The sequence below is a fragment of the Streptomyces sp. NPDC059443 genome (assembly GCF_042750105.1).
Classification (GTDB): domain Bacteria; phylum Actinomycetota; class Actinomycetes; order Streptomycetales; family Streptomycetaceae; genus Streptomyces.
Map to the genome: position 1 here is coordinate 125,979 of NZ_JBHYVM010000003.1, position 23,815 is coordinate 149,793.

Here is a 23,815-nt window from a genome sequence, read left to right on the forward strand (position 1 = left end):
GCTGGGACGACCGGCAGGAGCAACGTCGCAGCAGTGGCCTCGTCCGCACCCCGTTTCGGGAGCCCGGAGTTCAGGAAGAACATGCCGACCGTGAGCCCGAGCGGAAGCTGCCGCGCCGCAGAACGCCATACCGATACGGATGCCACGCCGAACCTCCCGAACGCTGGCCCCACCCACCACCCTGCCACCCGTTCGAACCATGTCAAACGGGGATCGATCCCCCTAGTGCGACCACTTGACAATGAAGTCAATCAGTCGCTTGAGTTCTAGCGTGAGGCCAGAGAAAACAGACCTTCGCCGCGAGGCCGGTCAGCGAACGCGGGACGACCTGCTCGGGGCCGCCCTCGAACTGCTCGCACAGCGGGGGCAGGAAGGGGTGACCCTCCGCGAGATCACCCAGAACGCCGGCGCCAACGTCGCCGCGGTGAGTTACCACTTCGGATCGCTGAAGACGCTGTGCAACGTCGCGATCGAACACGCGCTGGAGCGCTACCTGGACGCACAGATCCGGGAGCTCGACGCCCTGGCGGGGAACGCGACGCTGACCGAATTGGCCGAGGCCTTCGCACGACCGATGGTGAGCGCCCTCGTGGCCGGCGGGCCGGATCTGGCTGTGATACGGACCGTGGCGCGGGTGGGAATCGATCCACCCGGAGGATGGGAGAGGCTGGCCGGGAAGTTCCAGCAGGCCCGACGCCAGGCGGTGCGGGTGCTGGCGGCGAACCTTCCCGAGGTCGACGAGCAGGAGCTCGTCTTCCGTGTCCGGTGTGCGGCCGGGATGCTGAACTGGCTCGCTCTGACACCCATCGGGGCCGAGCTGGCCGCCGAGCCCGCCGAACAGGTGGAACGGATGCTCATCCCTGTGGTCGCCGGGGCGTTTCGGGGCACCCGGTAAACCTCTGACCTGGGCGAATGGACCGAGCGGGGCACCGCGAACTGCACCGGTTCCATGTCATGGGCAACGTCGTCGCCGTCGAGCTGACGATCCAGGGCACCTTCTCCGGGCCGTTCGAGACGCCCGCCGGCACCATCCCGCCGACCGGCGCCGAGCTCAACGTCCCCACGGCCGATTTCTGGTACGTCGAGAACGGCAAGATCACAGAGTTCAACTGCTACGTCGGCCTCAGCGTCATGCTCGCCCAGCTCGGCATACGGCCCGACTTCGCCTCCGCCGTCACCGCGTCGGCCGCCGTGCCGAGCTGACCGAACCGCTCCGCTCGATCCCCGCACCATCCTGCTGGGCCAGCGCGTGTCCCGGCAGGCGCAAGGCACCACGAAGAGGCAGGCCGACCATGCCCAGCATCGGCGTCACCCCCGAGTACAACCACGGCGTCCCCGGCATCCTGAAGAACGCCCTGGACTACCTCTACGCCGAGTGGAACAACAAGGCCCTCGGCCTGGTCTCCTACGGAGCCGCCGGCGGCGTACGCTCCGCCGAGCACCTGCGCCTGGTAGCCGCCGAACTCCAGATGGCCGACGTACGCCCGGCAAGTCACGCTCTCCCTGCACACCGAATTCGAGAACTTCAGCGTCTTCACACCCGGCGACCACCACCTCCATGCGCTGAACACCATGCTCGACCAGGTCATCGCCTGGACCTCGGCCCTCGCCCCGCTACGGACGGCCCCGGCCGCCGCGACCACGGAGTCACCATGACCAGATCCGCCGCCGATCTGATGCGAGTCAACCTCCTGGAGGTGTTCAACGAACCCGACGCCGATCGTCGGGCCGCGGTCATCGCCGAGAACTACGCCGACGACGTGGTGTGGCACGAACCGGACCGCATCAACCACGGGCGCAGGGAGCTCGTACGCCGCGCCACAGAGTTGCTCGCCGAGCATCCGGACTGGGTCTTCCGGCCCGCAGGCAGCGCGTCGGGGCTCGACGACATCGGCCACCTCGGATTCGAGTACGGCCCGGCCGACGGCCAACCGCCGAGGGTGAGCGGCATGGACATCGCCCGCACCAGCGGGGGCGTCATCATCGAGCTCTACACGATCGTCACGGAGATCCGTTCGGAGTAGCCCTGGTCACGCGGGGTCTACCGATGAGCCACCTCGCTCACGCGGCGTTGCCCTCGGGCGTACCCGGTCGCCCAGCCGAGCGGTCATCGGGCAACGCCACTCGCAGTCACACCAGGTCGAGGAGCTGCTTGAACACACCTCCGAACCCGCTGTAGTCGTCGACCAGGCGTATCTCCAGGATCCAGTGAGCCCGCCACCCTCCTGCGGCGGTGCGACGGAGCGGCTCGTCGTTGTCCGGACCGATGAAGGAACAGGGCTCTGGATCGGATCCGCCCACAGCCGGGGCCTGCCCGCACAAACGGCCCGCCTGCCACGTTCCCAGGCTCCAACCCGCCTTGCCGGCCAAGGCCCGCAACTCGGCGTGCAGCTGTCTGCCGGTGATGCCGTCCTGCCCGAGAAATGTCTCGCGGGCTGCCGCGCCCACTTTCGCCAGGTCTTCGCCGAGCCGGCGCCGGTCCGGGTCGTCGCCACGGAAGCACGGTGTTCGGCCCCGAGCGGACCAGACGGTCAGTCCAACCCACGGCCGTACCGAAAACCTCCCCCGCCACGTCCCAGATCCGGTCGTCCACCTCGCACTCCGTGCTACCGGGCACGATCAGACCGCTCTCGATCACCTCTGCGAGCACGGCCTGAGCCATCCGCTGTTCCTCCACCAGCCTCAAGGCCCGCAGAGGCTCGTCCATCCGGTCGGGTACCGCCATCGTGCCGCTCCTCTTCCTTCCGCGCTTCCGGCGAAGGCGCACGCCCTCGCGCTCCCGCGGCCCTCACCCGCATACGCCGGCGGGAGGGAACCCATGCGGTGCACTGGACCAACAGAGAGCCAGCAGCAGTCAACACGCCGGGCCTCGGACATTGCAGTGGTTGCCGCACCAGTTCCCACGCCCGGAAGGGGCCCCGATCTGGTGATGCCTACGAACCGGTCGGCCTCCGCGTCTCCGACGTGGGTGAGCAGCGGATGCTGGCAGACTCCCGCTCGCGGAGAGGCGCGCGCCGTCATCGCGTCGGCAAGCGGGACAGCAGGGCGGCATCGTCGGATCGGGACAACTTGAGACCTGGCCGGCGGATCGGGTTCCGCCGGCCAAGCCCCGGGTTGGGAGGACTCAGTGCTTGAGCGCTCAGGTGAAGCCGCTCGGGACCTAGCCGTTCAGGTCGACCGTCGCCACGAGGTGCCTCTCTGTGAGCGGCCTGTCGGCCCGGGCTCGCGCACAGGCGAAACCATCGGCGATCAGTCGCACCGGCCGCACAGGTACTCGCGTGGCAGGGCGGACCGAGGATTGGCCACCCCCGGCACAGGGGCCCACCGGCCGCGGTGCGCCCGACGGGACGGCGGACCGTACGGCGACTGCCAGGCCGGCCTGTCGCCTCGACCCGAGGCAGCCAGGTCTCGACGCCGTAGGACCGGGACCCGGAGCAGCCCGGCTACGCGGCTGGGGGCATCGAATTCGGTGGTGTCCCCGTACCCGTGGCAACGGCGGAGAACGATCGGCAAGCAGGTGGGCAGAGCCACCCAGGTTTTGGACATGGAGGTACACCGGTTCCAGTGAGAAGACCGCAGCGAAAAGGAGCGCGGCACACAGGTGCGACGCGCGACGGTTCAGCGCTCGGGGTGTCTCACTTGGTGTACAACGGCACGTCCTTGCCGGAGGCGACTGCGGGCACGAGCACGATATCGGCCCACGGGAGCACGACTCCACCGCTTTTCGGGCGGACCCCCGTCCAGTTGCCGGCCGCGTCCCCGGAGGGCGACGCCCGCAGCCCGGTTAGCCCGCCCGCACCTGCCGGACCGGCAAGGTCGCCAAGCTCAACGAACTGAACCCGGGCCCGTTCGTCGGACTCCATCCGGACGACGCCGCCGCCGTGGGAGCCGAGGACGGCGATCGCATCGAGGTCTCCACCAACACAAGAGCCCGGCCAGCAAACGAGGCTGGCCGGGCTTTCCTACAGCAGCGCCGCTGATACCGCGGCGTCCGCCATGAGGAGGGACGACTTAAGCGGGGGTGATGTTCTCCGCCTGGGGGCCCTTCTGGCCCTGGGTGACGTCGAAGTTCACCTTCTGGCCTTCCTGCAGCTCACGGAAGCCCTGGGCGGCGATGTTCGAGTAGTGGGCGAAAACGTCCGGGCCGCCACCCTCCTGCTCGATGAAGCCGAAGCCCTTTTCCGAGTTGAACCACTTCACGGTTCCGGTGGCCATGTGTCCTCCAAGGGACTCGAAACCGGTCCCGCACCATGCGGGAGCCGGAGGTGATCGCCCTGGCCCTCAGAGACTGTGAACAGCAGAATCGCCCGTGAAACCTGCACTCACGGGCGACCGGTACTTCGGAACCATGACAGCTGCTGCTGACGCTACACGCACAGTCCTGCTCGCACTACGAGAACGCTGGATGGAAGGAGAATGAGGCGCAGGTCAGCTATCGGACGAAGACGCCGACCCAGACGGCCGAAACGGACTCGCCGTCGGGACTCCGACCCGTCTACGCGCCGAGGTAGACCCGTGCCTTCATGCCGGAGCGCAGGACGACCTGGGTCCTGGCGTAGTCGTCGACCTCGTAGGCGTCCGCCGCAGCGAGTTCCTCATCGGTGAGCGCGAAGACGGTGCCGTCAACGGCGTCGGCCCGTTCGGCGGAGGCAACGAGCAGGGGATGCCGGTCGGTGCCGCTGGCGGCTATCACATCGGGGTCGGTGATCTCGATGTAGGTGATCCGGTACCCGGGCAGCGCGTCGGACTCCCCCTCAAGCAGCCTGCCGAACTGGGCGAGCTGGACCTCCGGGGTCTGCAGCGTGCCGTAGGAGAACAATTGGTGACAGCACCGACCCACCGAGGGCCTCACAGCCTGTTTCTGCACCGAAGTACGGCTTCAACCCGTCAGCGGGTGCACTCGGTGATCGGTCTGCCAACGTTCCACGAAGCCAGGCATGCATGCGTCCGCCCCACGCTGCGGCCTCTTCGTGGACCGGATGCGCACCCGAGACGGCCCAGTCTGCGAGGCCTGCGCTGCGCCGGCCAAGCTGGAGCATAAGACTCGTGAGGAGCATCGTCGACGTGGTCATCGCCAACGACGACCAGACCACGTACTCGAAGGTGGTGGTCGGACACATCTGGCTGGGGTTGAATGTGATGACCGGCCACATATACCGGTGACCTGCGGACTCCTACGTTGTGGCCACACCCGACGTCCCCGAAGACACCCTGGAAGTGGTGCACATGGTCTCCCCCGGCACCGAACCGCAGGCCCCGTCCGGCATCAGACGGATCGTCGCCGCCAGCCTCATCGGAACCACCATCGAGTGGTACGACAACTCATCCGACCAGAGCTGCCACCTGCGGTTTTCCCGCACGCGGGGCACCTGAACCAGCACCAAACCAGCACGGGATCCGAAGTCGGGCTGCTCGCCCTTCGCCCCGACACCCCAACGGCGTCTCCGCCAAGGACATCGGAACCTCGGTTTCCGTCACGCTCTGTGCACCAAGAACCTGAGGGTTTCTGAGTAGGCGCCACCCCGGCTCGGGGTCATAGGCCTGGATGACCGCACCTCCCGCGCACGTGCCCTCTGCGGCGACCGGCCCCGGGCGCCCGGCAGTGTAGGGGCTCTCCGATGTTCAGCTCGGCGCCCTTGAGGCGGCCGTTGAGGCCCTCGTTGTGCGAGCGGATCGGCTCGTAGATCCGCTCCCGGGCCGGGCTGAGATAGTGGCTGTCCTGCCGAAACTCGGCAGTCTGCTTGACCTTGAGGAAGTACGGCAGACACTCGGCGACCACCGCCTTCAGTTCATCAAGCCGCTGACGAAAAGCCTTGTCGTCCATGCCGTGGGTGGCCTGGACCCTTGTAGTCGAGCGCAAGGCGGCATCCGAGTCATCTCCGGGCCGCAGTCGACCGTCCGTCCCGCCGTCGGCGCTTCGTAGTGCTGGCTGAATGTCAACTGCCCTCCCGTGCCTGCCGATCAAGTTGTCGCAGGTGCGTGGTGGAATGACCTCGTCGTGCATCAGGACGATCTCGGCGCCGTGGGTCACGAGGCCTTCGTACTGCACGGCCAGTTGCAAAAGCAGGCCGATATCGCCGGGGCGGCGGTCAACCAAGAGGGCTCTGGCTCAACGATGCAGGCCGCCGCGGTATTGAAGGCGAGCAACTTCGCCCTCGGAGGCGAGCTGGAGACGATGGTGTCCGTGTGGACCTCGCAGGTCAAAGCGGTTCTGCAAGCCTGCGCTCACATTTCGAATCACCTGGACTACTCGCAGAAGGCGCATGCCGAAGACGATGCCGCGATCGCGACGGCGCTCCGGAACCGGGACGGCTCGGCCGTGCCCGTTTCGCGCCTTGCCGAGTCCTTCAAGTAGGGGGCATCCAGGCATGGACTACACCGAACTCATCGAAGCCGACCTCGGCAAGCTGGGAACTGCGGTCGCCGACTGGAAGCGAACGGCCGGGGATTTGCAGCGGCTCGGCGGCGAGGCCCGCGACGGCTTGAAGGCAAAGGCGGACCAGGCCCGGTGGGAGGGCGTGAACGCCGGGGTGACCCGGGAGTTCGTCAGCAAGACGGTGAAGGAGATCGAGGACCTTCACGCGGAGGCGCAGAGCATCCTCAGCGTCGTCGAGGACGCGCACTCCGAACCGAAGAACCTACAGGAGCAGGCCAAGAGCCTGACGGCTGACGCCAAGGAGGATGGTTTCAGCGTCAGGGCGGGCAAGGACGGGGCGGTGGTGATCGAGGACGCCCTGATCTGTGAGGTGAATGGGCCTGGGCAGAAGAAACGCGATCTCATGCACGGGTACGCCGACACACTGACCGGAATCGTGAGTCACGCCGCCGAGGTGGACGCAGCCGCCGTACGCGCGCTCCGTGCGAGCCACGGCGGTGACGCGAACAATGCCGGCCACGCGACGTACACCTCGCTCGACGAGGACATGCTTCCCCGGGCCCTGAAACTCGCAGGCTTGGGGGAAGACGCCAACGAGAAGCAGCAGAAGGAGCTGCGGCGGCTGTGGCAGTCCCTGAGTCCCGAGGCACGGGCGCAGATGTGGACGCAGCACAAGGGCGACCTGCTGGCGGCGGGTCTACTGTCCCCGCAGGTCAAGCGAGTGTCCGCGGATGAAGGGGCAGGACGGTACGACGTCGAGTCCCCCGGTGTGGAGGACTACTGGATCCAGCTGCAGGCGAACGGCATATCGAACTCGGGTGACTTCATCGGCATGACCGACGCGGCCAGACACATGGACCACTACCTGCGCAGCACCGGGGCCACCCTCGACCTCGATGTCGACCGGATGCTGTCCGACGACGGGAAGCTGCGAGATGTTACGGCGAAGGCGCGTGCCGCAGAGCAGGACGAGTGGCGGCGCCAGGCGCTGGAGGCCTTCGAGAAGTCGGGTGGCAAACCCGTCGCCATCCCCGTGGAATCCCTGGGCCAGCCCAATACCCATGAGGACCGCAACTGGTACCTGGCCGTGGGCAGTGCGATGTCGAACACGACGGGTGTGGTGACGGCCGTGCCGGGACCGGACGGCAAACCGCAGGTCGGCATCGACTACCAGGTGAACGTGTGGGACCGGTACAACTGGGACCCGGGCAAGGCCACCCCCATCGGCCCGACCACGGTGACCGACGCCGACATGGCCCGCCTGCACACCACGGGGCTTGCGAGGGAGTTCGACATGAGAGGCAGCAGTTCGGTGCAGCAGCACGATCTGGGCCCGGTCGGCAACTGGCCCGCCCCTCAGGACCCGGGCCGTGACGGGACGCGTGCGGACATCGGCCGTAACGGGGACGCCCGGTGAGCTCGATGCAACTACGGACTCGTCACCCGCTGCTCGTCGCCGGCGTGGGACTGCTCGCCGGGCTGATGGCCGGATGCATGGGGGCGACGGCCGAACAGGGCGGTCAGAACGTGAGCCGCTCACCAGGACGGCAGGTGCCGTACTGGATGGACGGGGTCACCGTAGAGTCCGTCGCCAATGCGCTGCACGTGCAAATGCCCTCGACAGCGACCGAGGCCAAAGCCGCGTACCAGAAGGGCTTCCAAGACGACGGTCTGCTGTTGTCCTTCGTCCTGCCCACCGCCGCGGTGGACGGCTTCCTCACTCAGCTGAAGCCGGAGCGGCCTCTGCACCTACGGGAACAGCCATTCGTGGGGGAGGGAAAGGCGACGACGTCCTTCTCACACCTGGGTCTACCAGAACCCGACTCGCTTGCCGGCGTCCGCGAAGGCGTGGTGTGCGCACCTTGCAAGGGCGACCTGAACGCTCTGGAAGTCGCCGTGGCACGGGTCGATGACAACAGCAGCCGCGTATACCTGCGCGGCGTCGACTGAGGAGCCGCTTGCGCAGCAGCGGCGGTTTCGCTCTGCCGAACATGCTGCGCTTGAGGGCTTTCAGGTCGTTGACGCGGCCTTCGGCGGGCTCGAAGGACCGTTCGGTGCTCATGCCGAAGACGACGGCGTCGAGGTCGGTGATCATCCCGGCGGCGAAGGAGGCCAGGCCGCACTGCTGGTGGGCGCAGACATCGGCGATCCATCCGCGCAGCAGGTCTCCTTCACAGCTGGCCATGATGGTCGTGAACGTCCGCCGACACTTCACCGTGTCCTCCCCGCCGACGCGGGGGTGTTCCGTCGTGCACGACAGTTGTACGGGGTCACGCGTTCGCGCTGGACCGCTCCCCGAGCAGTCGTGTGCGAAACAGGTCGAGGACCGTGTCGAGCGCCTGCCGTGTGGGCTGTCCGGGTTCGTCGATGAGGTGCTCCGTCAGGACGGAGTGCGGCGGAAGGGGGCTCGCGGGATTCGCTGCGCTGTCGTCCAACTCGACGGCTACGAATGCGTCGCCGAGTTCGCGGCGCAGGTAGGCGAACCGGTCGCTGGGTACCAGCCGATCGCTCGCGAACCGCAGCCCGAGGACCTGGAGCCCGTCGCGCTCGCAGCGCCCGCGGACGGCCGCCAGCTCCCCGGCGCTGATGTCGATGGAGCCCGCGCGGCGCGGGGTGCAGGCGAGCGGCAGCGACGGCTGGGACAGTACGGGGGCGACGATCCGCTCGTCCACGGCCATGGCCAGGGCGAAGCCGCCGGTCAGGCACATGCCGACGGCGCCGACTCCGGGGCCGCCGCAGCGCTCGTGTTCAGCGGCGGCCAGGGCGCGCAGCCACCGTACGACGCGCGAACTCCGCCCCGTGGCCAACAGCGTGAACTCCCGGCTCACGCACACCTCCCACAGAGTCGACGCCAGGGCGCGGCCGGCCCTCGGCCAGCCCACGGCGCCGGGATCCGCGTCCCGGCCGGGTGTGCCGAAGAGCACCGGGAGTACGGCCGTGCAACCGGTCTCGGCCACGCGGTCGGCGAACTCGATGACCTTGGGGGTGATACCGGGGACCTCCGCCATGATGATCACCGCCGGGCCCGTGCCCCGATGCAGCACCCGGCGGGTGGCACCGTCATGGGTGAACGTGCTCTGCGTGAAGCCGGTCAGGTCGTGGTCTGGCACGCGCCTGCTCCCTTCCGTCGACTCTCCTGGACGAAGGAAAGTTACCTGCAGGTAGCCCTTCGCGATATACCCCGCCCGACTCGACCACGGCGCCGCGTACCAGGCCCAGGCCCACATCAGTAAGCCCGGCGCCAACACGGTCGCCACCGCGGCCGAGGCGGCGGGCACCGCACGGGTGGACTCGGCGGGTTGGCCCCTCACCCGGTGCTGGGCGGGGCGGGGCGGCGGTGTCAATGTTCGGCCGCCCGGGCGGGGAGGGAGGAGGATGAGAGGAGGGCGGGCACGGAGCGAGCGAGGGACCGGGCTGACAGATCCGAGGCCCTCCGCGGTGAGTGCAGGAGGTCCGGCCATGGTCGCGTCCGAGGCGTTCCGGGCGGAGCCCGGCCCAGTGGGAGTGGTTCCCTCCGAGCCCGGCGGTCTGCTGGACGTTCTGAGCGTGGCCGCGGTGGTCCTGGACACCGAGGGGCGGATCACGTTGTGGAGCCCCCAGGCCCAGGATCTGTTCGGCTGGTCCGCCAAGGAGGCACTGGGCAGATACGCGGCCGAACTTCTGGTCGCCGACGAGTACGTCGATCTGGTCCTGGAGCTGTTCGCCAAGGTCATGGCCGGTGGAGGCGCATGGGCCGGGGTGTTCCCCGTGCGGCACAAGGACGGCTCCACGAAACTGGTGGAGTTCCGCAACATGCGACTGCTCGACGAGCACGGAGGCGTGTACGCCCTGGGGATCGCCTGCGACGAGGCCGTACTGCGCGGCGTGGAGCGTGACCTGGCGCTGTCGGTGCGGCTGGTGGCACAGTCCCCGCTCGGGCTGGCGGTGCTGGACACCGACCTGCGCTACGTCCTGGTCAACCCGACGCTGGAGCGGATCAACGGCCTGCCCGTCGAGAAGCATCTCGGCCGTACCGTCCGTGAGGCGCTGCCGTTCCTGGACACCGACGTGATCGAAGCTTCCATGCGCCAGGTCCTGGACACCGGCGTGCCGTTGCTGGACCAGTTCGCCATCGGACGCACGCCTGCCGACCCGGACCAGGACCACGCTTGGTCGGGTTCGTACTACCGACTGGAGGACCCTGGCGGGCGGGTGATCGGTGTTGCTCTATCGGTGGTGGACGTCACCGACAGCTACCGGGCGGCCACAGAGGCCGCCGAGGCCCGTAGTCGCCTGGACCTCATCGCCCGGGCGTCGGTCACCGTCGGCACCACCCTGGACCTGGAGCGCACGGCCCGCGAGCTCGCCGGCCTCGTCGTGGCCGACCTGGCCGACCTCTCCTCGGTCGACGTCCTCGACTCCGTCCTGGAAGGCAGCGTGACCACGGCGTCGGGCCCGGGGGCGGGGCAGGCCCTCTTCATGGCCCTGGCGGTAGCGGCGGCCTACGAGACGGACGCCGTACGCGCCGCCGACCCGGTGGGAGAACGCACCACCTATCCGGCCGAGCGCCTGGTCACACGGTGCGTGAGCACCGGGCGTCCCGTCCTGGTGTCGCACATCACCGGCCCGGACCTGAGGCACATCGCGCGCGACGAGGCCGCCGCGGACCTCCTCGCGCGGGAGGGCGCGCACTCCTACCTGGCCGTGCCGCTGACCGCTCGCGGCCAGGTCATCGGCGCCCTCGGCCTCCTGCGCACCCGCAATCCGCTCCCCTTCAACCACGACGACGTCGCGCTGGCCGGCGAGCTGGCCACCCGCGCCGCCATCGCCATCGACAACGCACGCTGGTACCAGCACGCCGCCGACACCGCCCTGACTCTTCAGCGCCACCTTCTGCCGCACCCCCCACCCCAGGCCGCAGGCCTCCAGATCGCCTACCGCTACCAGCCCGCGGCAGCGGCCAGCGGGATCGGCGGCGACTGGTTCGACGCGATCCCCCAGCCCAAGGACAAGACGGCCCTCGTGGTCGGCGACGTCATGGGACACGGTGTCCACGCCGCCGCCACCATGGGACAACTGCGCACCGCCACTCGGACCCTGGCGGACCTCGGCCTCGACCCGGCCCGGGTCCTGCGCCACCTCGACCACATCACCGCCGGACTGGACCAGACCATCGCGACCTGCGTCTACGCCACCTGGGATCCCCACCGCTCCCACTGCCGCGTCGCCCTCGCCGGCCACCCACCCCCCGTCGTCATCCGATCAGGTCAACCCCCCGAACTGCTCGACCTTCCCGCCGGCGTTCCGCTCGGCACAGGCGGCCTCGGTAGCGCCGACTTCGAGACCACCGTCCTCGATCTGGTCCCCGGCGACCGGCTGGTCCTGTACACCGACGGCCTCGTCGAAACCCGCGACGAGGCCCTGGACGACCGCCTCGACCTCCTCCTCAGCCTCCTCACCGATCCCCACCTCTCCCTGGAGGCGACCTGCGACCAGCTCCTGGCCGCACTACGACACCCCGACGCCGCCGATGACGTCGCCCTCGTCATCGCCCAGGTACGCCCCCACCCGCCCACCGACGACGCGAGCGCATCTACCTGACCGGCCCCCACCATGGGCTGGTCACTCGAACGATTCGCAGCAGACGACACTCGTGCCCGGCGGCACCGGACGAACCGGATCGCTGGTGGCACGGAAACCCATCGAGCGGGGCCTGAATGCACGTACGGCCTCACGCCACGGCGCCGACGTGCGGAAGCCTTCGTCGATGCGGCGGACATCGCGACGGTCGCGGTCGAGACGCTGGCCGACCCCGACGCCCATGCCGGCGCGGGCCCCCTCCGTCGCACCCAAATCATCCTGCGACCCCAACCACCCCACCAAGCTGAGGAGTTATTAATCGACGGCTCCCTGAGCCACATCCAACCCGCCCGGGCCACGGCTCTGTATGCCCGACCTGGATAGCTCGTCGAGATCAGCGCTTGGAGCTCAGGCGCTTCGCTCCTGTGTGGATGCCATGACCGACGCCGAAGAGACCAGCGGCTGTCACTAGAGAGTTGATATCGGGACCAGTAAGCACTTTAGACACAATGAGCGCCAGGAGCACAAAAAAAGTGATCAACCCCCAAGGCACGTCAAGGAGGCTCGCCCAAAAGGACTCCCCCTCACCGGATTTAGCGTGCAGACAGTCCCTACATGGCTCGTTCGCGTCCACATGTCTCCTTTCACGTTTATTACACAAAGGGCCGGCCGCGAACATTCAGTTGCGGCGGACCTCGGCGAGTAAGCCCTCCAGGGCATAGTTTCACAGAAGCAAAGAGACAGAAGCGTGAACGACTACACCCATTAATCAGAAAGTCAATTGGGTCTCGTCGAGGGTATAGCGAACCTGTGGACCGTGGAAGTAGCCGCGGATGACGTGGGGTTGGCGCTGGCGGCGACGGAAGAAGCCTCGGGCTTATGCTGTCAGCTCGGCCTGGTTCCGGGCTGGGCTACTCACGGGCAGGGTGCGCTTGAGGTCTGCGTTGACCAACTCGTCGGCGTTCAGCCCCGATGAAGCCCCCCTTGAAGCCGCCCGGGCTTTCCTCGGTGGCCTTATCCACGTCGATTAAGCGGCAGACGTCTTCTACTTCATCTCCTTCGCAAAGAAGGCCGCGTCTTTTTTGAGATCTCCTTCCCGGTCCTGAGCTGGGCATTCTCCCGCCGCAGCTGGCGCAGCGTTGGCTTCGAGGGCGCCGGAGCTCAGTGGGAGCGTGAGCCCCGCGATGACGGTGGAGAGGTCCTTGCAGAACCCGTTGGCGAAGGTGTGGATCTCCTTGACCTCGGATTCGTCGGCCTGGGCGCGCCAGGCTCCCAGCTGGTGCCGCCCTTCGCGGCGGCGCAAGACAGTGACGAAGCCGCGAGCCAGTCGGCATGCCTCAGCGATCTCCGGGCAGACGACAGGGCCCTCGAACGCCTCGCCTCATACCTGAACGAATTCCCGACTCGGAAAACTAGGCAGATTAGGTCGAGCCGCGCGTCGGTTCGGGTCGGGTCCGTCGCCGGGCTATAGCTGGTCCCGGAGCGGGGGGACATTCCGGCGACACGGAGGCGACCGTGGTAACCGGCAACCAGTGGAGGGCCGCCGGGCCCAGTCAGGTCGGCTTCGAGACCACCCGCGGGGAGTTCCCGCTGGGCACACGCGTCAGCGGCACCGATTCGGGTCTGAAGCCGTCTGCGAGGACACCGGGCACGGGATCACCGGGACCGGGACCGGAAGCAGAAGCGGAAGATGCGCGAGGATTTCGGGGCCGCTGGCGCCCCGTTCTCCGGGGGCGTGGCCGCCTCTCGGACTGGGTGCACAGTCGGTACGTCCGGCAGGTCGCCGACGAGGCGATCGGTGGCCGCCCGATCTATCGGTGAGCCGCCCGTGCTGCGAGAACCCGCAAGGCCACTGTCGGAGACCGGTCCCTCATACACCTCCTGACCCTCACGGGTCACCTGCCCAGGTCGTCCCCGGTCCGCACGAGTGGCACCCTCCCCCGACGGCTGGGATCGTGGAGAGGTGTGATGTGCGGTTGAAGGAGCACGTCGTGACTGACATTCCGCTCTTCGCCTTGACAGCGACCAACATCGGCACCCGGGGCCCAGCCGTTGCCCGTCTCCATCTCCTCCTGGCCCGCCTCGGCATCGGTGAGGTGCCCGGGGAGGAGGCCGCCGAGGAGAGGTACGGGGAGCGGACCACGGTGTTGGTCAAGCAGCTGCAGCGCATGATGCGGCTCGATTCCCGGCCTCCGGTGAGCGGTCAGCTGGACGCTGGTACCGCCCGCGGGGCCAACGACCTGGCATTCGGCCGAGGGCTCTTCCGCGTCGTCCATGGCCACGTACTGGGGGCCGCCGGGACCTCCCAAACCGGGGCCGTTGTGTCGATCACCGACGCGAGCAATCCCGATGTGCCGTGCGCCCTGACCTCCACCGAGACCGAGGGCTACTACCGAGCCTATTACGACCCCCATTTCTATCGTGACCAGCGGTTCGGCGTGGCCAACCCGGTCAACAACATCCAGGTCGTCGTGCGCGCCGAGGCAGACGGGGCCGCGGTGCACTCCGCCCCCCGGCCGAACCGACGAATCCTCGTTGTGGACCTCGCGCTGCCTGCCACGGCCGACCACCCCCCGCGCTACGTCCGGGGCTCCGTCGTAGACGAGAACGGCGCCCCTGTCGACGGGGTACATGTGGAGGTGTTCGACCGCGATGCCGGAACCGCCGTCCAGCGACTGGGCGACCCAGGTCGCGGCGAGTACAGCGAAACCGGCCTGTCCGGCACCTTCCAAGTGGTCTACGACGCGTCCGCGTACGCCCGCGGGGAAGGGGAGGAGGCGGGCAAGCTCCGCGCGGACCTCGTGTTCAAGCTGACGATCAAGCGCCAGCCCTGGCAGAACTTCACACTCGAACGGTGTCCGGCGTATGACGGGGAGCAGTTCGCCGGGGCGGGCCCCGTCAGTGCCCTGGACCAGAACCTCGGCATCCAGGGTCGTGATGTCGAGGTGGTCACCATCCACCTCAAGGGATACAGCCGACCCCCCGGACCGTCCGAGTTCACACGCCTGATGTCGGCACTGAAACCGCTCACCAGAACGACGCCACTGGTGGATTTCAACGAAACGCGCACTCAGGACATCAGCTTCGCCGCCCGCGAGATCGGCGAGGAACGCGCGCTCGTCGCGGATCTGGTCGCGGCGCACAAGCTTGCCGCTCTACCCTTCGCCAGGGACACCGCACCTGAGGTCTTCTACGGATTCGCCCGCGTCCTCGGAATCACCGATGCGGCCGCCCTGGCCGCGCGGCCGGTCACCGATCTCGTTGCCGCGCTGACCCGGGCGGTACAGGACAACGTGATCCCTGAGGTCAAAGATCCGCAAGGCGTGACGGTCCGTCTCCAGAAGGCAGCTGCCCAGTGTCAGCTGGACACCCCGGGCAGTGATGCTGCCGTGGTCGACCAGGCCTTGCGCCCGGTCATCGAGAAGAAAGAGAAGCGCCAGGAGATCGCCCTGCTCGCGGTCAACCACGAGGGCGCTCCTGAAGACTTCTGGAAGGATCTCAAACACCGGTACGAGTCTCTGTCGATCCCCCGCATACAGTTCGCGATCCAGCTCACCAACCTCGCGGACGGGAACCCGGGCCTCGTCACCGCCCTCCAGGAAGCGGCGCCGAAGGCGCAGTCGATGCGCACTCTCGCCCTCGATCTCGACGACCGGTTGCTGGCGAACGCCATCGCCGAAAGCCAGGCTTCGCCGGCCGACCGCCTGCCCGACGAGGAAGACCAGAAGGCCCGACTTCGACTGCAGTCCCAGATCCTCGGTCTCCTCGAAGCGTCCCAGCCGACCTCGATAGTCGCCCGAATGGCCCGGAGATGGGCGACCGAGAAGCCCGACACGGTGTCTCCGGCGGCCGCCGGCCTGCTTGAGCGTGCCGTCCGCCAGACCGACTTCGAGCTCGCCACGAGCGATGTCACCGAGTTCACCAGATCCCACTTCACCGAGCTGTTCACCGACGCCCAGGAGCGCGAGCGCAGCGGCGAGGCAATCGCCGGCCTGCTCCGATTGCAACGGCTGTTCCGAGTGAGCATCGGCACCCGGACCGCCGAACTGCTCGCCACGGGCACGAGCCGCCCGTACCAAGGAGCCCTCGACATCGCCCAGTACGGCAAGTCTGCGTTCCTGGCGAGCTTCGAGCCCAGCGAACCCCGCGAAGCCGCCGCCACCCGGTTGACTCAGAGCGAAGTGACCGCCCTGGAGCGGGTCTACGACCGATCCCGGTCGATAGCCGGCAGCGTCGCCGCCCTGATGATCGCCCAGTACCAGGACGAGTACGACGCCAAGCCCCTGTGGGCTGCGAACGGAAAGCAGGACGACCCCGCAGCCGGTGCAGACCCATCCGGTGCCGCCCTTGCTCCGCACGCTGCCGGTGTAGCTCGCTGGACCGACTTCTTCGGCAGCGTCGAGCAGTGCGAGTGCGACGAATGCCGGTCCGTCACCGGCCCGGCGGCCTATTTCGTCGCCCTTCTCCAGTATCTCCACAAGGGGTGCAAGCCCGGCAAGGACGGGCTGACACCCGGCGATCGGCTGACCGCGCTACGCCCCGATCTTCAGCACATCAAACTGACCTGTCAGAACGTCAACACGTCCTTGCCCACCATAGATCTGATAAATCAGATCCTTGAGAGCCGGGTGGCGTTCAACGAGACCGTGCCCCTCAAGACGGGAGCCGACGGAGAACCCGTTCTTCCGAACGAACTGCAGCCCAACGAAATGTCCCCGGGAGCAACGGATCGCCTCCTGTCGGCCGGTCCCGAGCACCTCATCCAGAAGGCATACGATCTGCTCGCCGAAGCCGACTACCCGATGATCCTGCCCTACGACCGTCCGCTTGCCACCGCGCGAGTCCATTTCAAGCAGGCGGGGACGAGCCGAGCTGAAGCCATGTCACTCTTCCGGCCGGAGGCCGCCGGAGAGATCGCCGCGGAATCCCTGGGGTTGCTCAGGCGGGACTTCGAGATCCTCACCGGCACCACGTTCCGGGGAACCTCACCGAAGAAGGCAGTAGTCACCCAGGAGCTCTTCGGCAACACGACGCCGCCCCTTCCGCACACGGCTCGCGCGGCATTGGCAGCTCTCGGCCTGTCCTTCGAAGAGCTCGTCGCTCTGCTCCGAACCCGGTTCGCCGGCGGCCTGGTACCCGACGCGGACGATGCCGGCACCGCAGCCCGTCTGCTCATCGACGTCGGCCAACTGACCGCCCTCCGCGCAGCGAATTACGTGGTCTCTGCGGAATCCGACACCGCGAAACTCCTCGAAGCCGGGGGGCTCACCGCGAAGGACGTCGAGAACTTCGTCAAAGGTCTCGGAGAACGGTTCGCGACCACTCTCGTCCTGGACCCGCCCGGATCGTGCGACCCCGACGCCATCGGCGTCCGGCATCTCGACGGCAGTGACGTCGACGAGCCGCAGTGGCTGCGCCTGCACCGTTTCGTACGGCTGGCCAGGCGCATGGGCATCGCGTTCGGCGATCTCGACGTCGCGCTCGCAGCCGTCGCGGACGACGTCGCGCCACCGGCCTTCAGTGCGCGAACCCTCCAGCGTCTCGCCGCCCTGACCAGGCTGCGGGCGTCCCTGGACCTGACCTGGCCGGCTGCGGCCGCACTCGTCGCCGACATCGATACGCACGGCCCCGACTCCCTCTACGACCACCTGTTCGTGGTCACCGGACTCGACCGGTCCCAGACCGGATTCCGGCGGCAGGAGGACGGGAGCGTACTCTCCGACGGATCGCCGATGCCCCTCAAGGCCGGTCTGCCCGTCCTGGCGACGGCGTTCGCTACCTCACCAGAAGAGCTGTCCGCGGCAGCGGACCAACTCAAGATCGAGACGGTGACATTGGATGGTGTGTCGCAGCTGTACCGTGTCACGCGCCTAGCCACGGCAGTCGGCGTGCGGCCGGCGGAGCTGGTCGTCCTCCAGAAGATCTACTCTCTGTCCGGACCCTACGCGGCATGGCAGAGCGATCCGGCGCAGGTGGCGACGTTCGTGGAGTGGGCCCGTCTCCTCCTCGGAGCCGGGGTGTCCACCGACCTGCTCGCACTCCTCACCACGCCGCCGCCCGACCAACTGCCCGGTCTGTCTGCCGAAGGCCGCACCGCGCTGATCGCCGATGTCGGTCGTGCATACGACGCGGCCACCGAGCGGGACACACGAGAAGCCGACGAGGAGCAGCAGCAGCGACCGGAGAACCCGAAGTTCACGGCAGAACAGCTCGCCGCCCGGCGGAAGGCCCGGTCCGATCACCGGGACGAGCTCGTGGCGAAGGTCCTGGGCCCGGTGTGCCGGCTGGACCCGGCCTTCGTAGCCCGGCTGCTCACGGCACTGCCGTCCCTCGAGGTCCTGCGGCACACGGTCGCGCCACAGGACGGCTTCGAGAAGTTGCTCGCCGGACTCGACAGGATCGGGAGGCTGCGCGCGGCGACCGGGCTCCCCGAAACTCAGTTCGCCGCCGCCACGACCCACGCGCAGCAGACGTCGGACCAAGCGCTCGAAGCGGTTCTCACCGGCAAGGACCCGACCGTCGTACTGGCGATCGTCAGGGACATCGCGCTGTTCGCGGATCTGGCCACGCGCACGCTGCGGCCGACGGCACTGGCCTCTGCGGTGCTCGAACTCTCCGCCGGCGCAACCGATTGGCCCGCGAAGGCAATCTCCGCGGGCGCCGAATGGCTCCGCCTGGACGCCGCTCTCGTGGAGGACACCGTCCACATCGGCCTGAGCGTCCTGGCCCCCGCCGACGCCCGTCTCGATCCACTCCCGGCTCTGGCCGCTCTGCGCCGGTGCACACTGATGGCGTCCAGGCTCGGGCACGCCCCACGAGAGGTGCCGGACCTGCTGGCCGAGCCGCTGTCCCAGCCGAGTCTCGTCTCCCTGATCAGCGGGGTCTCGTCCGGTTTCGCGCCCACCAGCTGGCCCGAGGTCTCGCGGCAGCTCGCCGACCCGATCCGTGAGGCCAGCCGTGACGCGCTCGTGGCCTATCTCCTCCATCGCGACAAGCTCCGTGACGCCGAGCAGCTCTTCGAAGAGTGCCTGGTGGACACCGGGATCAGTCCGTTCGCCCTTACTTCGCCCATCCGGCAGGCCATCTTCGCGATCCACACCTTCGTCCAGCGGTGTCAGCTCGGTGTCGTCGAGGGTGTCGATCCCTCACAGCTCGACCTCGACGAATGGGCGGTACTTCAGAGCAAACCGCTCTGGTCCGCCCAGTTGGAAACCCTCCTCTACCCCCACTGGCTGCTCGATCCCTCATGGCGGGACAACAAATCGGTGCTGTTCAAAGCCGAGGAGTCGGCGTTGCGTCAAGCGGACGTCACACCGGCCAACACCGTCCAGTCGTACCACCGCTACCTTGCGGGCCTCTCCGAGGTCTCCACCCTGGAGGTGTGTGGTTCGTTCCTGCAGACGAAGTTCGAGGGCCGGGAGGAGAAGCAGTACACGTCCGTACTCCACGTGGTGGGACGCACCCGCTCCAGCGTCACGCGCAAGTACTTCTACCGGCGGCTCAACCAGGGCGAGAACTATCGCGAATGGACCGACTGGGAACCGGTCGAGGCCGACATCCAGGGTGTGGAGCAGGACCGTACCGAACCGCGCACCCAGGACGGCGACGCCGACCTGGTCACTCCCGGCGTGCACCTGCTTCCGGTGGTCTGGCGCGGACAGGTATACCTGTTCTGGCCGACCTTCGTCCGTAAATCGGAAGGCAGGACACAACCACCCGAGGTCGACGTCACCCATCCTCAGCTGAAGGCCGAGCTCCCCCGCCCCTACTGGGACGTCAAACTCTCCTGGACTCGCCGCGAACCGGTCGGATGGACGCCCAAGCAGCAGTCCGGAGCTCTGGCCGAGACCTGGTGGCGGCAGGACTACAGCAGCGCCGGCTTCTACGACCTTGTAGGGCTCACACCTGCGCCTCAGCTTCCGGACCCCAGCACCCTCCTACTTCAGGCGCAGGTGGACGAAACGAGCGGACAGCTCTCCGTCGTCCTGTGCAGCCGCTGGCCGGACACCTCGGCCAGGCGGCGCCTCGCCTTCGTCTTCGACCGTGCGACGAGCGAGGTGCGCGCGCAGAGCACGTTCGGGACAGGCACCGGAGACCACCCCGCATTCATCGCCGACGGCAGCACCGTCGGTTGCTACCAAGGGATCAGGATGTCCGGAGCAGTCAGGGCCATCGCGGACCCGGAGCACCATCCCGCGGGCGATGTGCTGTTCACCCCCCAGAACCCGGTCAGCGTAATCACCCTCAACCAAGGGTTCACGGACGGCCTTCGGGCGCCGCTCTTCATCGACCTCGGCGACCGCGCCTACTTCGCCACGACCCAACACGGAGCTGGAGGCGCACTTCTGCTGTATGCCGATCCGCCCCCTGCCTCGCTACTCACAGCCGGTGAGAGGGTCCGGCTGATGGACGCCGCCGCCTCCGCCCCACAGTTGGCCGTGGGATCCCCGGCCAATCCGTGGTGGGCCGAGAAGGCGGCGGCGATGGCCGGGTACTCACTAGCTGAGATGCAGTCGACGGGGCCGACGGCCACCGGAGGCGTGTCCGCGGCGAGCGCCGCCAAGACTGGCAATTTCGACCCCGTCCTCGTGGGGCTTGACCCGCCCGGCGGCAAGGAGAAGCTGCCCATCACCTTCCCACCGGTTCAATGGATCGGCTACACAGCACTCGACCTGGCCGTCACACCGTTCTCCCACGCGCTCGCCGGAACGTTCCAGACGATCCTGCATCAGGAGGGAATCGGCGCGCTGCTTTCACCTGAGACGCAGAAGAAGACACTCGATTCCTCCGATACCTTCGCCGCCCGCTGCGATCCCGACTGGCGGCGGACGACCTTCCCGGCCGTCGAGGGTGTCGACTTCTCCCCGGACAGCCCGTTCGGAAACACCAATTGGGAGATCTTCTTCCATCTGCCCGACCTGATCAGAAAGCGACTCGCCGACAACAAGCAGCTCGACGCCGCCTTCGAGATGCAGCGCACCTTCTTCGACCCGCTGAACGGATCGGCGAACCCCGACGATTCCTGGCTCTTCCTCCCTCTGCGCGACGCCAAGCCGGTACGCCTGGAGGACATGCTGGCCACACTGAGCCTCCCCGCCGGCGATCCCGCCCGCGTCGCGATGGACGCCCAGATCGAGGCGATGCACAAGTATCCGTTCCAGGCACATCGGATCGCGCGACTTCGGCCCCTCGCCTACAAGAAGTGGGCCGTGATCGAGGCCGTCAGGCTCCAGCTCGCCATCAGCAAGGAGTTCCACGCACGCTTCCCGAACCCCGAGGCCTTCAACCGGGCCTTCCAGCCCTGCCTGCTCGCCAAGGCGTTGCTGGGGCCGCGGCCGGAGGTCGTGAAACCGCGTGCCTCGATGGCGCCCCGCAGCTACGCCGAGCTGCGCCCCGATCTGGACGCGCTGGGCAACGTACTGCTCACCGCGGAGAGCAAGCTGGCGCCCCTGGCAGCCGCCGCGGGCACGGCGAGCGGTACGGCGTCGAGCACGCAGACTGCGGGCCTTGTCCAGCGGGGAGCAATCGGCTACTTCGGCATTCCGCCGGACCGCAAGCTGCTGGCGCTGTGGGACGAGGCGGAGGACCGGCTGTTCAAACTGCGCAACAGCATGACGCTGGACGGTGAGCAGATCCAGCTTCCGCTGTACCCCCCGCGGATCGACCCGGCGGCGCTGGCCGAGGCGATCGGCACCGGCATGACCATCGACCAGATACTCGACGCGCTCGGCGCGACGCGGCCTCCTCAGCGCTTCCAGGCCGCCTACCGCGAAGCCGTGGCGGATGCCCAGCGGTTGATCGCGATCGGCGACGCACTGCTGGCCGCCGAGGAACAGTACGACAACGAGACGATGGCACATACGCGGGCCGTGCAGGAACAGGCCATGGCCTCCATGATCCTTTCCGTGCGGGACAAACAGCGTGCGGTGGCATCCGGCGAACAGCAGGAGGCCTACGCACAGCGGGACGAGCACGTCCACGAGTGGCACCACTACCAGGAACTGCTCGGGCTGCCCCCCTTGCCGGACCCCACGAAGGTGGCCTTCGCCACTCCGGGACGCAAACTGGCTCTGGTCCCCTCCGAATCGGTCTCCTTCGAGGACCTCCAGGTCATCCCCGATCTCGTGGGCTCACTGGTCACCGCCGCAGGAGGAGCGATGGGCGCAGCCACGGGCGGGGCACTGAACGGGGCAGTGGGCGCAGGCGTGGCCCATGCCGCCGTCGACGCCGTCAACGAGTCGGTCGGCGGTACGACCATGGCACCGGGCAACATCCTCGAAGAGGAGAAGCAACAGCTGCAGGAGTCGTTCAAGGCGGTCAGGCTCACGTTCGAGGCGGCGTTGCTGGACACCCTCGCAGCTGCCGTGGGAATCATCCCGACCTTCGAGGGCGCCATGAAGCCCTTCGGCGCCGGCGCCGCCATCCACTTCGGCGGGCAGGCACTGGCCGGGGTGGCCCGTGCCGGCTCGGGGAACAAGACCACGGCCGCGGGCATGCACCGCTTCCTCTCCTCGGTGTACGAGAAGCAGGCTGGTGTCGTGCTGCGCGAGCGCGAATGGGTAGCGGCACTGAACCGCGCTGCTCACGCCGTACGGGAAGCCGATCAGCGCATCGCGACCGCTGCCTTGCGGATCGCGTCCCACCAAGCGGAGTACGACGCCCAGAACCAGGCCCTCAAGGACGCCGCGGCGATCGAGAAGTTCCTCAGCGAGAAGTTCACCCGTGCCGAGCTCCACGACTGGCGCAGGCAGCATCTTCACGATCTGTTCCGACGCTCGTGCGACGTCGCGATGGAAAGCTTCGAGGCAGTGAGCTGCGCCTACCGGTGGCAGCGGGAGTGGACGGACGGCGTCGCGACTCTGCCGCGCGTGAGCAGGCCGACCTCCGCCCGCGAGGAGCTGCTCTTCGGACACGATCTGATGACCTGTCTGCAGGAGTTCAACCGCAGATTCCAGTCGACCGAACAGGTGGGCCCGCAGGCCGTCCACCGCTTCTCGCTCAGGGAGATCGACCCGTGGGCCCTGTACGACCTCCGGGAGACGGGCAGGGCGAGCTTCTCACTGCCCGAGGTGCTCTTCGACATCGATCACCCGGAACACTACGACCGCCGGATCAAGGGGGTCCAGATCTCCGTCCTGTGCAACAGGGGGCCTCTCATGGGAATCGGCGGCACGCTGACCCTCGACCGCAGCAAACGGCGGGCAGCACCGACCCACACCGCGGAGGACCTCAAACCGGACCCGCGGTTGGGCACCAACTCCATAGCCCTCAGCACCGGTCAGAACGACACCGGAATGTTCGAGGTGAATCCGGAACTGTTCCAGCCCTTCGAGGGAATGGGAGCCGTATCCGACTGGACTCTCAGCCTCCCGGAGCACTTCCGCAGGTACCCGTACCGCGAAATAAGCGATGTCGTCCTCACCCTTCAGATCAACGCCAGAACAGGCGGGGATGCGTACGGAGCGACGCGGTCCAAGAACATCAGAGAGGCGCTCAACGTGCTCCGTCAGAGATTGCAGAGCGACGGGACCGCAAAAGAATCGGGCATCCATCGGCTGATCAGCCTGCAGCACGACCGCTCCGCGGACTGGGCCACGTTCCAGGCCACGGGCAAGGTGGCCACCAGCGTGGGCGTCCAGGACCTGTCCCACTTCATGCGCAACGACGACGCTCCCGACCCGACCTTGCATTCAGTGGTGGCCGTAGGACTGCACAAGGGCAAGCCCGTCGGCGCCACAGTGCCACTCGACATGGCCGTCACAGGGAGCGAACCGCTCTGGTCCGTCACCCTGGCCGCCCCGGACCTCCCCCCGACGACCACCGAAGACATCCTCCTGCTGGCCCGGTTCGACCTCTGATGGACAGCCTGCCATGGAACAC

15 protein-coding genes and 1 pseudogene are annotated in these 23,815 nt (G+C 67.8%); 10 read left to right on the top strand and 6 right to left on the bottom strand.

Annotated elements, in window-relative coordinates:
• Positions 1 to 271 precede the first annotated feature (271 nt).
• From ACFXDJ_RS03860 to ACFXDJ_RS03870, 3 genes are all read left to right on the top strand, one after another.
• Positions 272 to 895 (top strand): TetR/AcrR family transcriptional regulator, encoded by a 624-nt coding sequence (locus ACFXDJ_RS03860; protein ID WP_384648973.1) that lies wholly within the window; start codon positions 272 to 274, stop codon positions 893 to 895.
• 17 nt (positions 896 to 912) lie between these two features.
• Positions 913 to 1,203 carry an ester cyclase gene (locus ACFXDJ_RS03865; RefSeq protein WP_384648971.1) on the top strand — a complete coding sequence of 97 codons (291 nt, stop codon included), beginning with the start codon at positions 913 to 915 and terminating at the stop codon, positions 1,201 to 1,203.
• A gap of 89 nt (positions 1,204 to 1,292) precedes the next feature.
• Positions 1,293 to 2,024 (top strand): NAD(P)H-dependent oxidoreductase, encoded by a 732-nt coding sequence (locus ACFXDJ_RS03870; RefSeq protein WP_384648969.1) that lies wholly within the window; start codon positions 1,293 to 1,295, stop codon positions 2,022 to 2,024.
• Positions 2,025 to 2,130: 106 nt separating this feature from the next.
• On the opposite strand, the gene ACFXDJ_RS03875 is transcribed toward ACFXDJ_RS03870, so the two are convergent.
• Positions 2,131 to 2,448: a hypothetical protein gene (locus ACFXDJ_RS03875; protein ID WP_384648967.1), complete on the bottom strand. Its 318-nt coding sequence runs from the start codon at positions 2,446 to 2,448 to the stop codon at positions 2,131 to 2,133.
• 1,355 nt (positions 2,449 to 3,803) lie between these two features.
• Between ACFXDJ_RS03875 and ACFXDJ_RS03880 the strand changes: the two are divergent.
• A pseudogene (locus tag ACFXDJ_RS03880) lies at positions 3,804 to 3,965 on the top strand (molybdopterin dinucleotide binding domain-containing protein); the annotation flags it as partial.
• A 46-nt stretch (positions 3,966 to 4,011) separates the two neighbouring features.
• Here the strand turns inward: ACFXDJ_RS03880 and ACFXDJ_RS03885 are convergent.
• Both ACFXDJ_RS03885 and ACFXDJ_RS03890 read right to left on the bottom strand, forming a co-directional pair.
• Positions 4,012 to 4,215, bottom strand: a complete 204-nt coding sequence (locus tag ACFXDJ_RS03885) for a cold-shock protein (protein ID WP_114041062.1) — start codon at positions 4,213 to 4,215, stop codon at positions 4,012 to 4,014.
• Between the two features lie 280 nt (positions 4,216 to 4,495).
• The gene (locus ACFXDJ_RS03890; RefSeq protein ID WP_384648965.1) at positions 4,496 to 4,819 is read right to left on the bottom strand and encodes a gamma-glutamylcyclotransferase family protein; all 324 of its coding nucleotides are present in this window, start codon (positions 4,817 to 4,819) and stop codon (positions 4,496 to 4,498) included.
• Between the two features lie 362 nt (positions 4,820 to 5,181).
• Here ACFXDJ_RS03890 and ACFXDJ_RS03895 point away from each other — a divergent pair, with 362 nt between their 5' ends.
• Positions 5,182 to 5,373: a hypothetical protein gene (locus ACFXDJ_RS03895; protein WP_384649039.1), complete on the top strand. Its 192-nt coding sequence runs from the start codon at positions 5,182 to 5,184 to the stop codon at positions 5,371 to 5,373.
• A gap of 160 nt (positions 5,374 to 5,533) precedes the next feature.
• Here the strand turns inward: ACFXDJ_RS03895 and ACFXDJ_RS03900 are convergent, their stop codons facing one another.
• Complete coding sequence (locus ACFXDJ_RS03900; RefSeq protein WP_384648963.1) at positions 5,534 to 5,824, bottom strand: hypothetical protein; 291 nt, start codon at positions 5,822 to 5,824, stop codon at positions 5,534 to 5,536.
• A 105-nt stretch (positions 5,825 to 5,929) separates the two neighbouring features.
• Here ACFXDJ_RS03900 and ACFXDJ_RS03905 point away from each other — a divergent pair, with 105 nt between their 5' ends.
• Genes ACFXDJ_RS03905 through ACFXDJ_RS03915 form a run of 3 tightly spaced genes read left to right on the top strand, consistent with a single transcriptional unit; the run spans position 5,930 to position 8,326 of the window.
• The gene (locus ACFXDJ_RS03905; RefSeq protein WP_384649034.1) at positions 5,930 to 6,355 is read left to right on the top strand and encodes a hypothetical protein; all 426 of its coding nucleotides are present in this window, start codon (positions 5,930 to 5,932) and stop codon (positions 6,353 to 6,355) included.
• 13 nt (positions 6,356 to 6,368) lie between these two features.
• Positions 6,369 to 7,793 (top strand): hypothetical protein, encoded by a 1,425-nt coding sequence (locus ACFXDJ_RS03910; protein ID WP_384648961.1) that lies wholly within the window; start codon positions 6,369 to 6,371, stop codon positions 7,791 to 7,793.
• Positions 7,790 to 8,326: a hypothetical protein gene (locus ACFXDJ_RS03915; protein ID WP_384648959.1), complete on the top strand. Its 537-nt coding sequence runs from the start codon at positions 7,790 to 7,792 to the stop codon at positions 8,324 to 8,326. Before ACFXDJ_RS03910 ends, ACFXDJ_RS03915 begins: the two co-directional genes overlap by 4 nt.
• A 320-nt stretch (positions 8,327 to 8,646) precedes the next feature.
• Here ACFXDJ_RS03915 and ACFXDJ_RS03920 read toward each other — a convergent pair whose 3' ends face one another.
• Positions 8,647 to 9,486, bottom strand: a complete 840-nt coding sequence (locus ACFXDJ_RS03920) for a dienelactone hydrolase family protein (RefSeq protein ID WP_384648957.1) — start codon at positions 9,484 to 9,486, stop codon at positions 8,647 to 8,649.
• 349 nt (positions 9,487 to 9,835) lie between these two features.
• On the opposite strand from ACFXDJ_RS03920, the gene ACFXDJ_RS03925 reads away from it, so the two are divergent.
• Positions 9,836 to 11,956, top strand: a complete 2,121-nt coding sequence (locus ACFXDJ_RS03925; protein WP_384648955.1) for a SpoIIE family protein phosphatase — start codon at positions 9,836 to 9,838, stop codon at positions 11,954 to 11,956.
• A gap of 1,024 nt (positions 11,957 to 12,980) precedes the next feature.
• Here the strand turns inward: ACFXDJ_RS03925 and ACFXDJ_RS03930 are convergent.
• The gene (locus ACFXDJ_RS03930) at positions 12,981 to 13,238 is read right to left on the bottom strand and encodes a hypothetical protein (RefSeq protein WP_384648953.1); all 258 of its coding nucleotides are present in this window, start codon (positions 13,236 to 13,238) and stop codon (positions 12,981 to 12,983) included.
• A gap of 688 nt (positions 13,239 to 13,926) precedes the next feature.
• Between ACFXDJ_RS03930 and ACFXDJ_RS03935 the strand changes: the two genes are divergently transcribed.
• A complete protein-coding gene (locus tag ACFXDJ_RS03935; RefSeq protein WP_384648951.1) occupies positions 13,927 to 23,793 on the top strand; it encodes a neuraminidase-like domain-containing protein in 9,867 nt (3,288 codons plus the stop codon).
• Positions 23,794 to 23,815 lie beyond the last annotated feature (22 nt).

Coding starts and splice junctions, on each gene's coding strand:
- ACFXDJ_RS03865 (WP_384648971.1), top strand. CDS start 913: ATGGACCGAGCGGGGCACCGCGAACTGCACCGGTTCCATGTCATGGGC.
- ACFXDJ_RS03870 (WP_384648969.1), top strand. CDS start 1,293: ATGCCCAGCATCGGCGTCACCCCCGAGTACAACCACGGCGTCCCCGGC.
- ACFXDJ_RS03885 (WP_114041062.1), bottom strand. CDS start 4,215: ATGGCCACCGGAACCGTGAAGTGGTTCAACTCGGAAAAGGGCTTCGGC.
- ACFXDJ_RS03900 (WP_384648963.1), bottom strand. CDS start 5,824: ATGGACGACAAGGCTTTTCGTCAGCGGCTTGATGAACTGAAGGCGGTG.
- ACFXDJ_RS03910 (WP_384648961.1), top strand. CDS start 6,369: ATGGACTACACCGAACTCATCGAAGCCGACCTCGGCAAGCTGGGAACT.
- ACFXDJ_RS03925 (WP_384648955.1), top strand. CDS start 9,836: ATGGTCGCGTCCGAGGCGTTCCGGGCGGAGCCCGGCCCAGTGGGAGTG.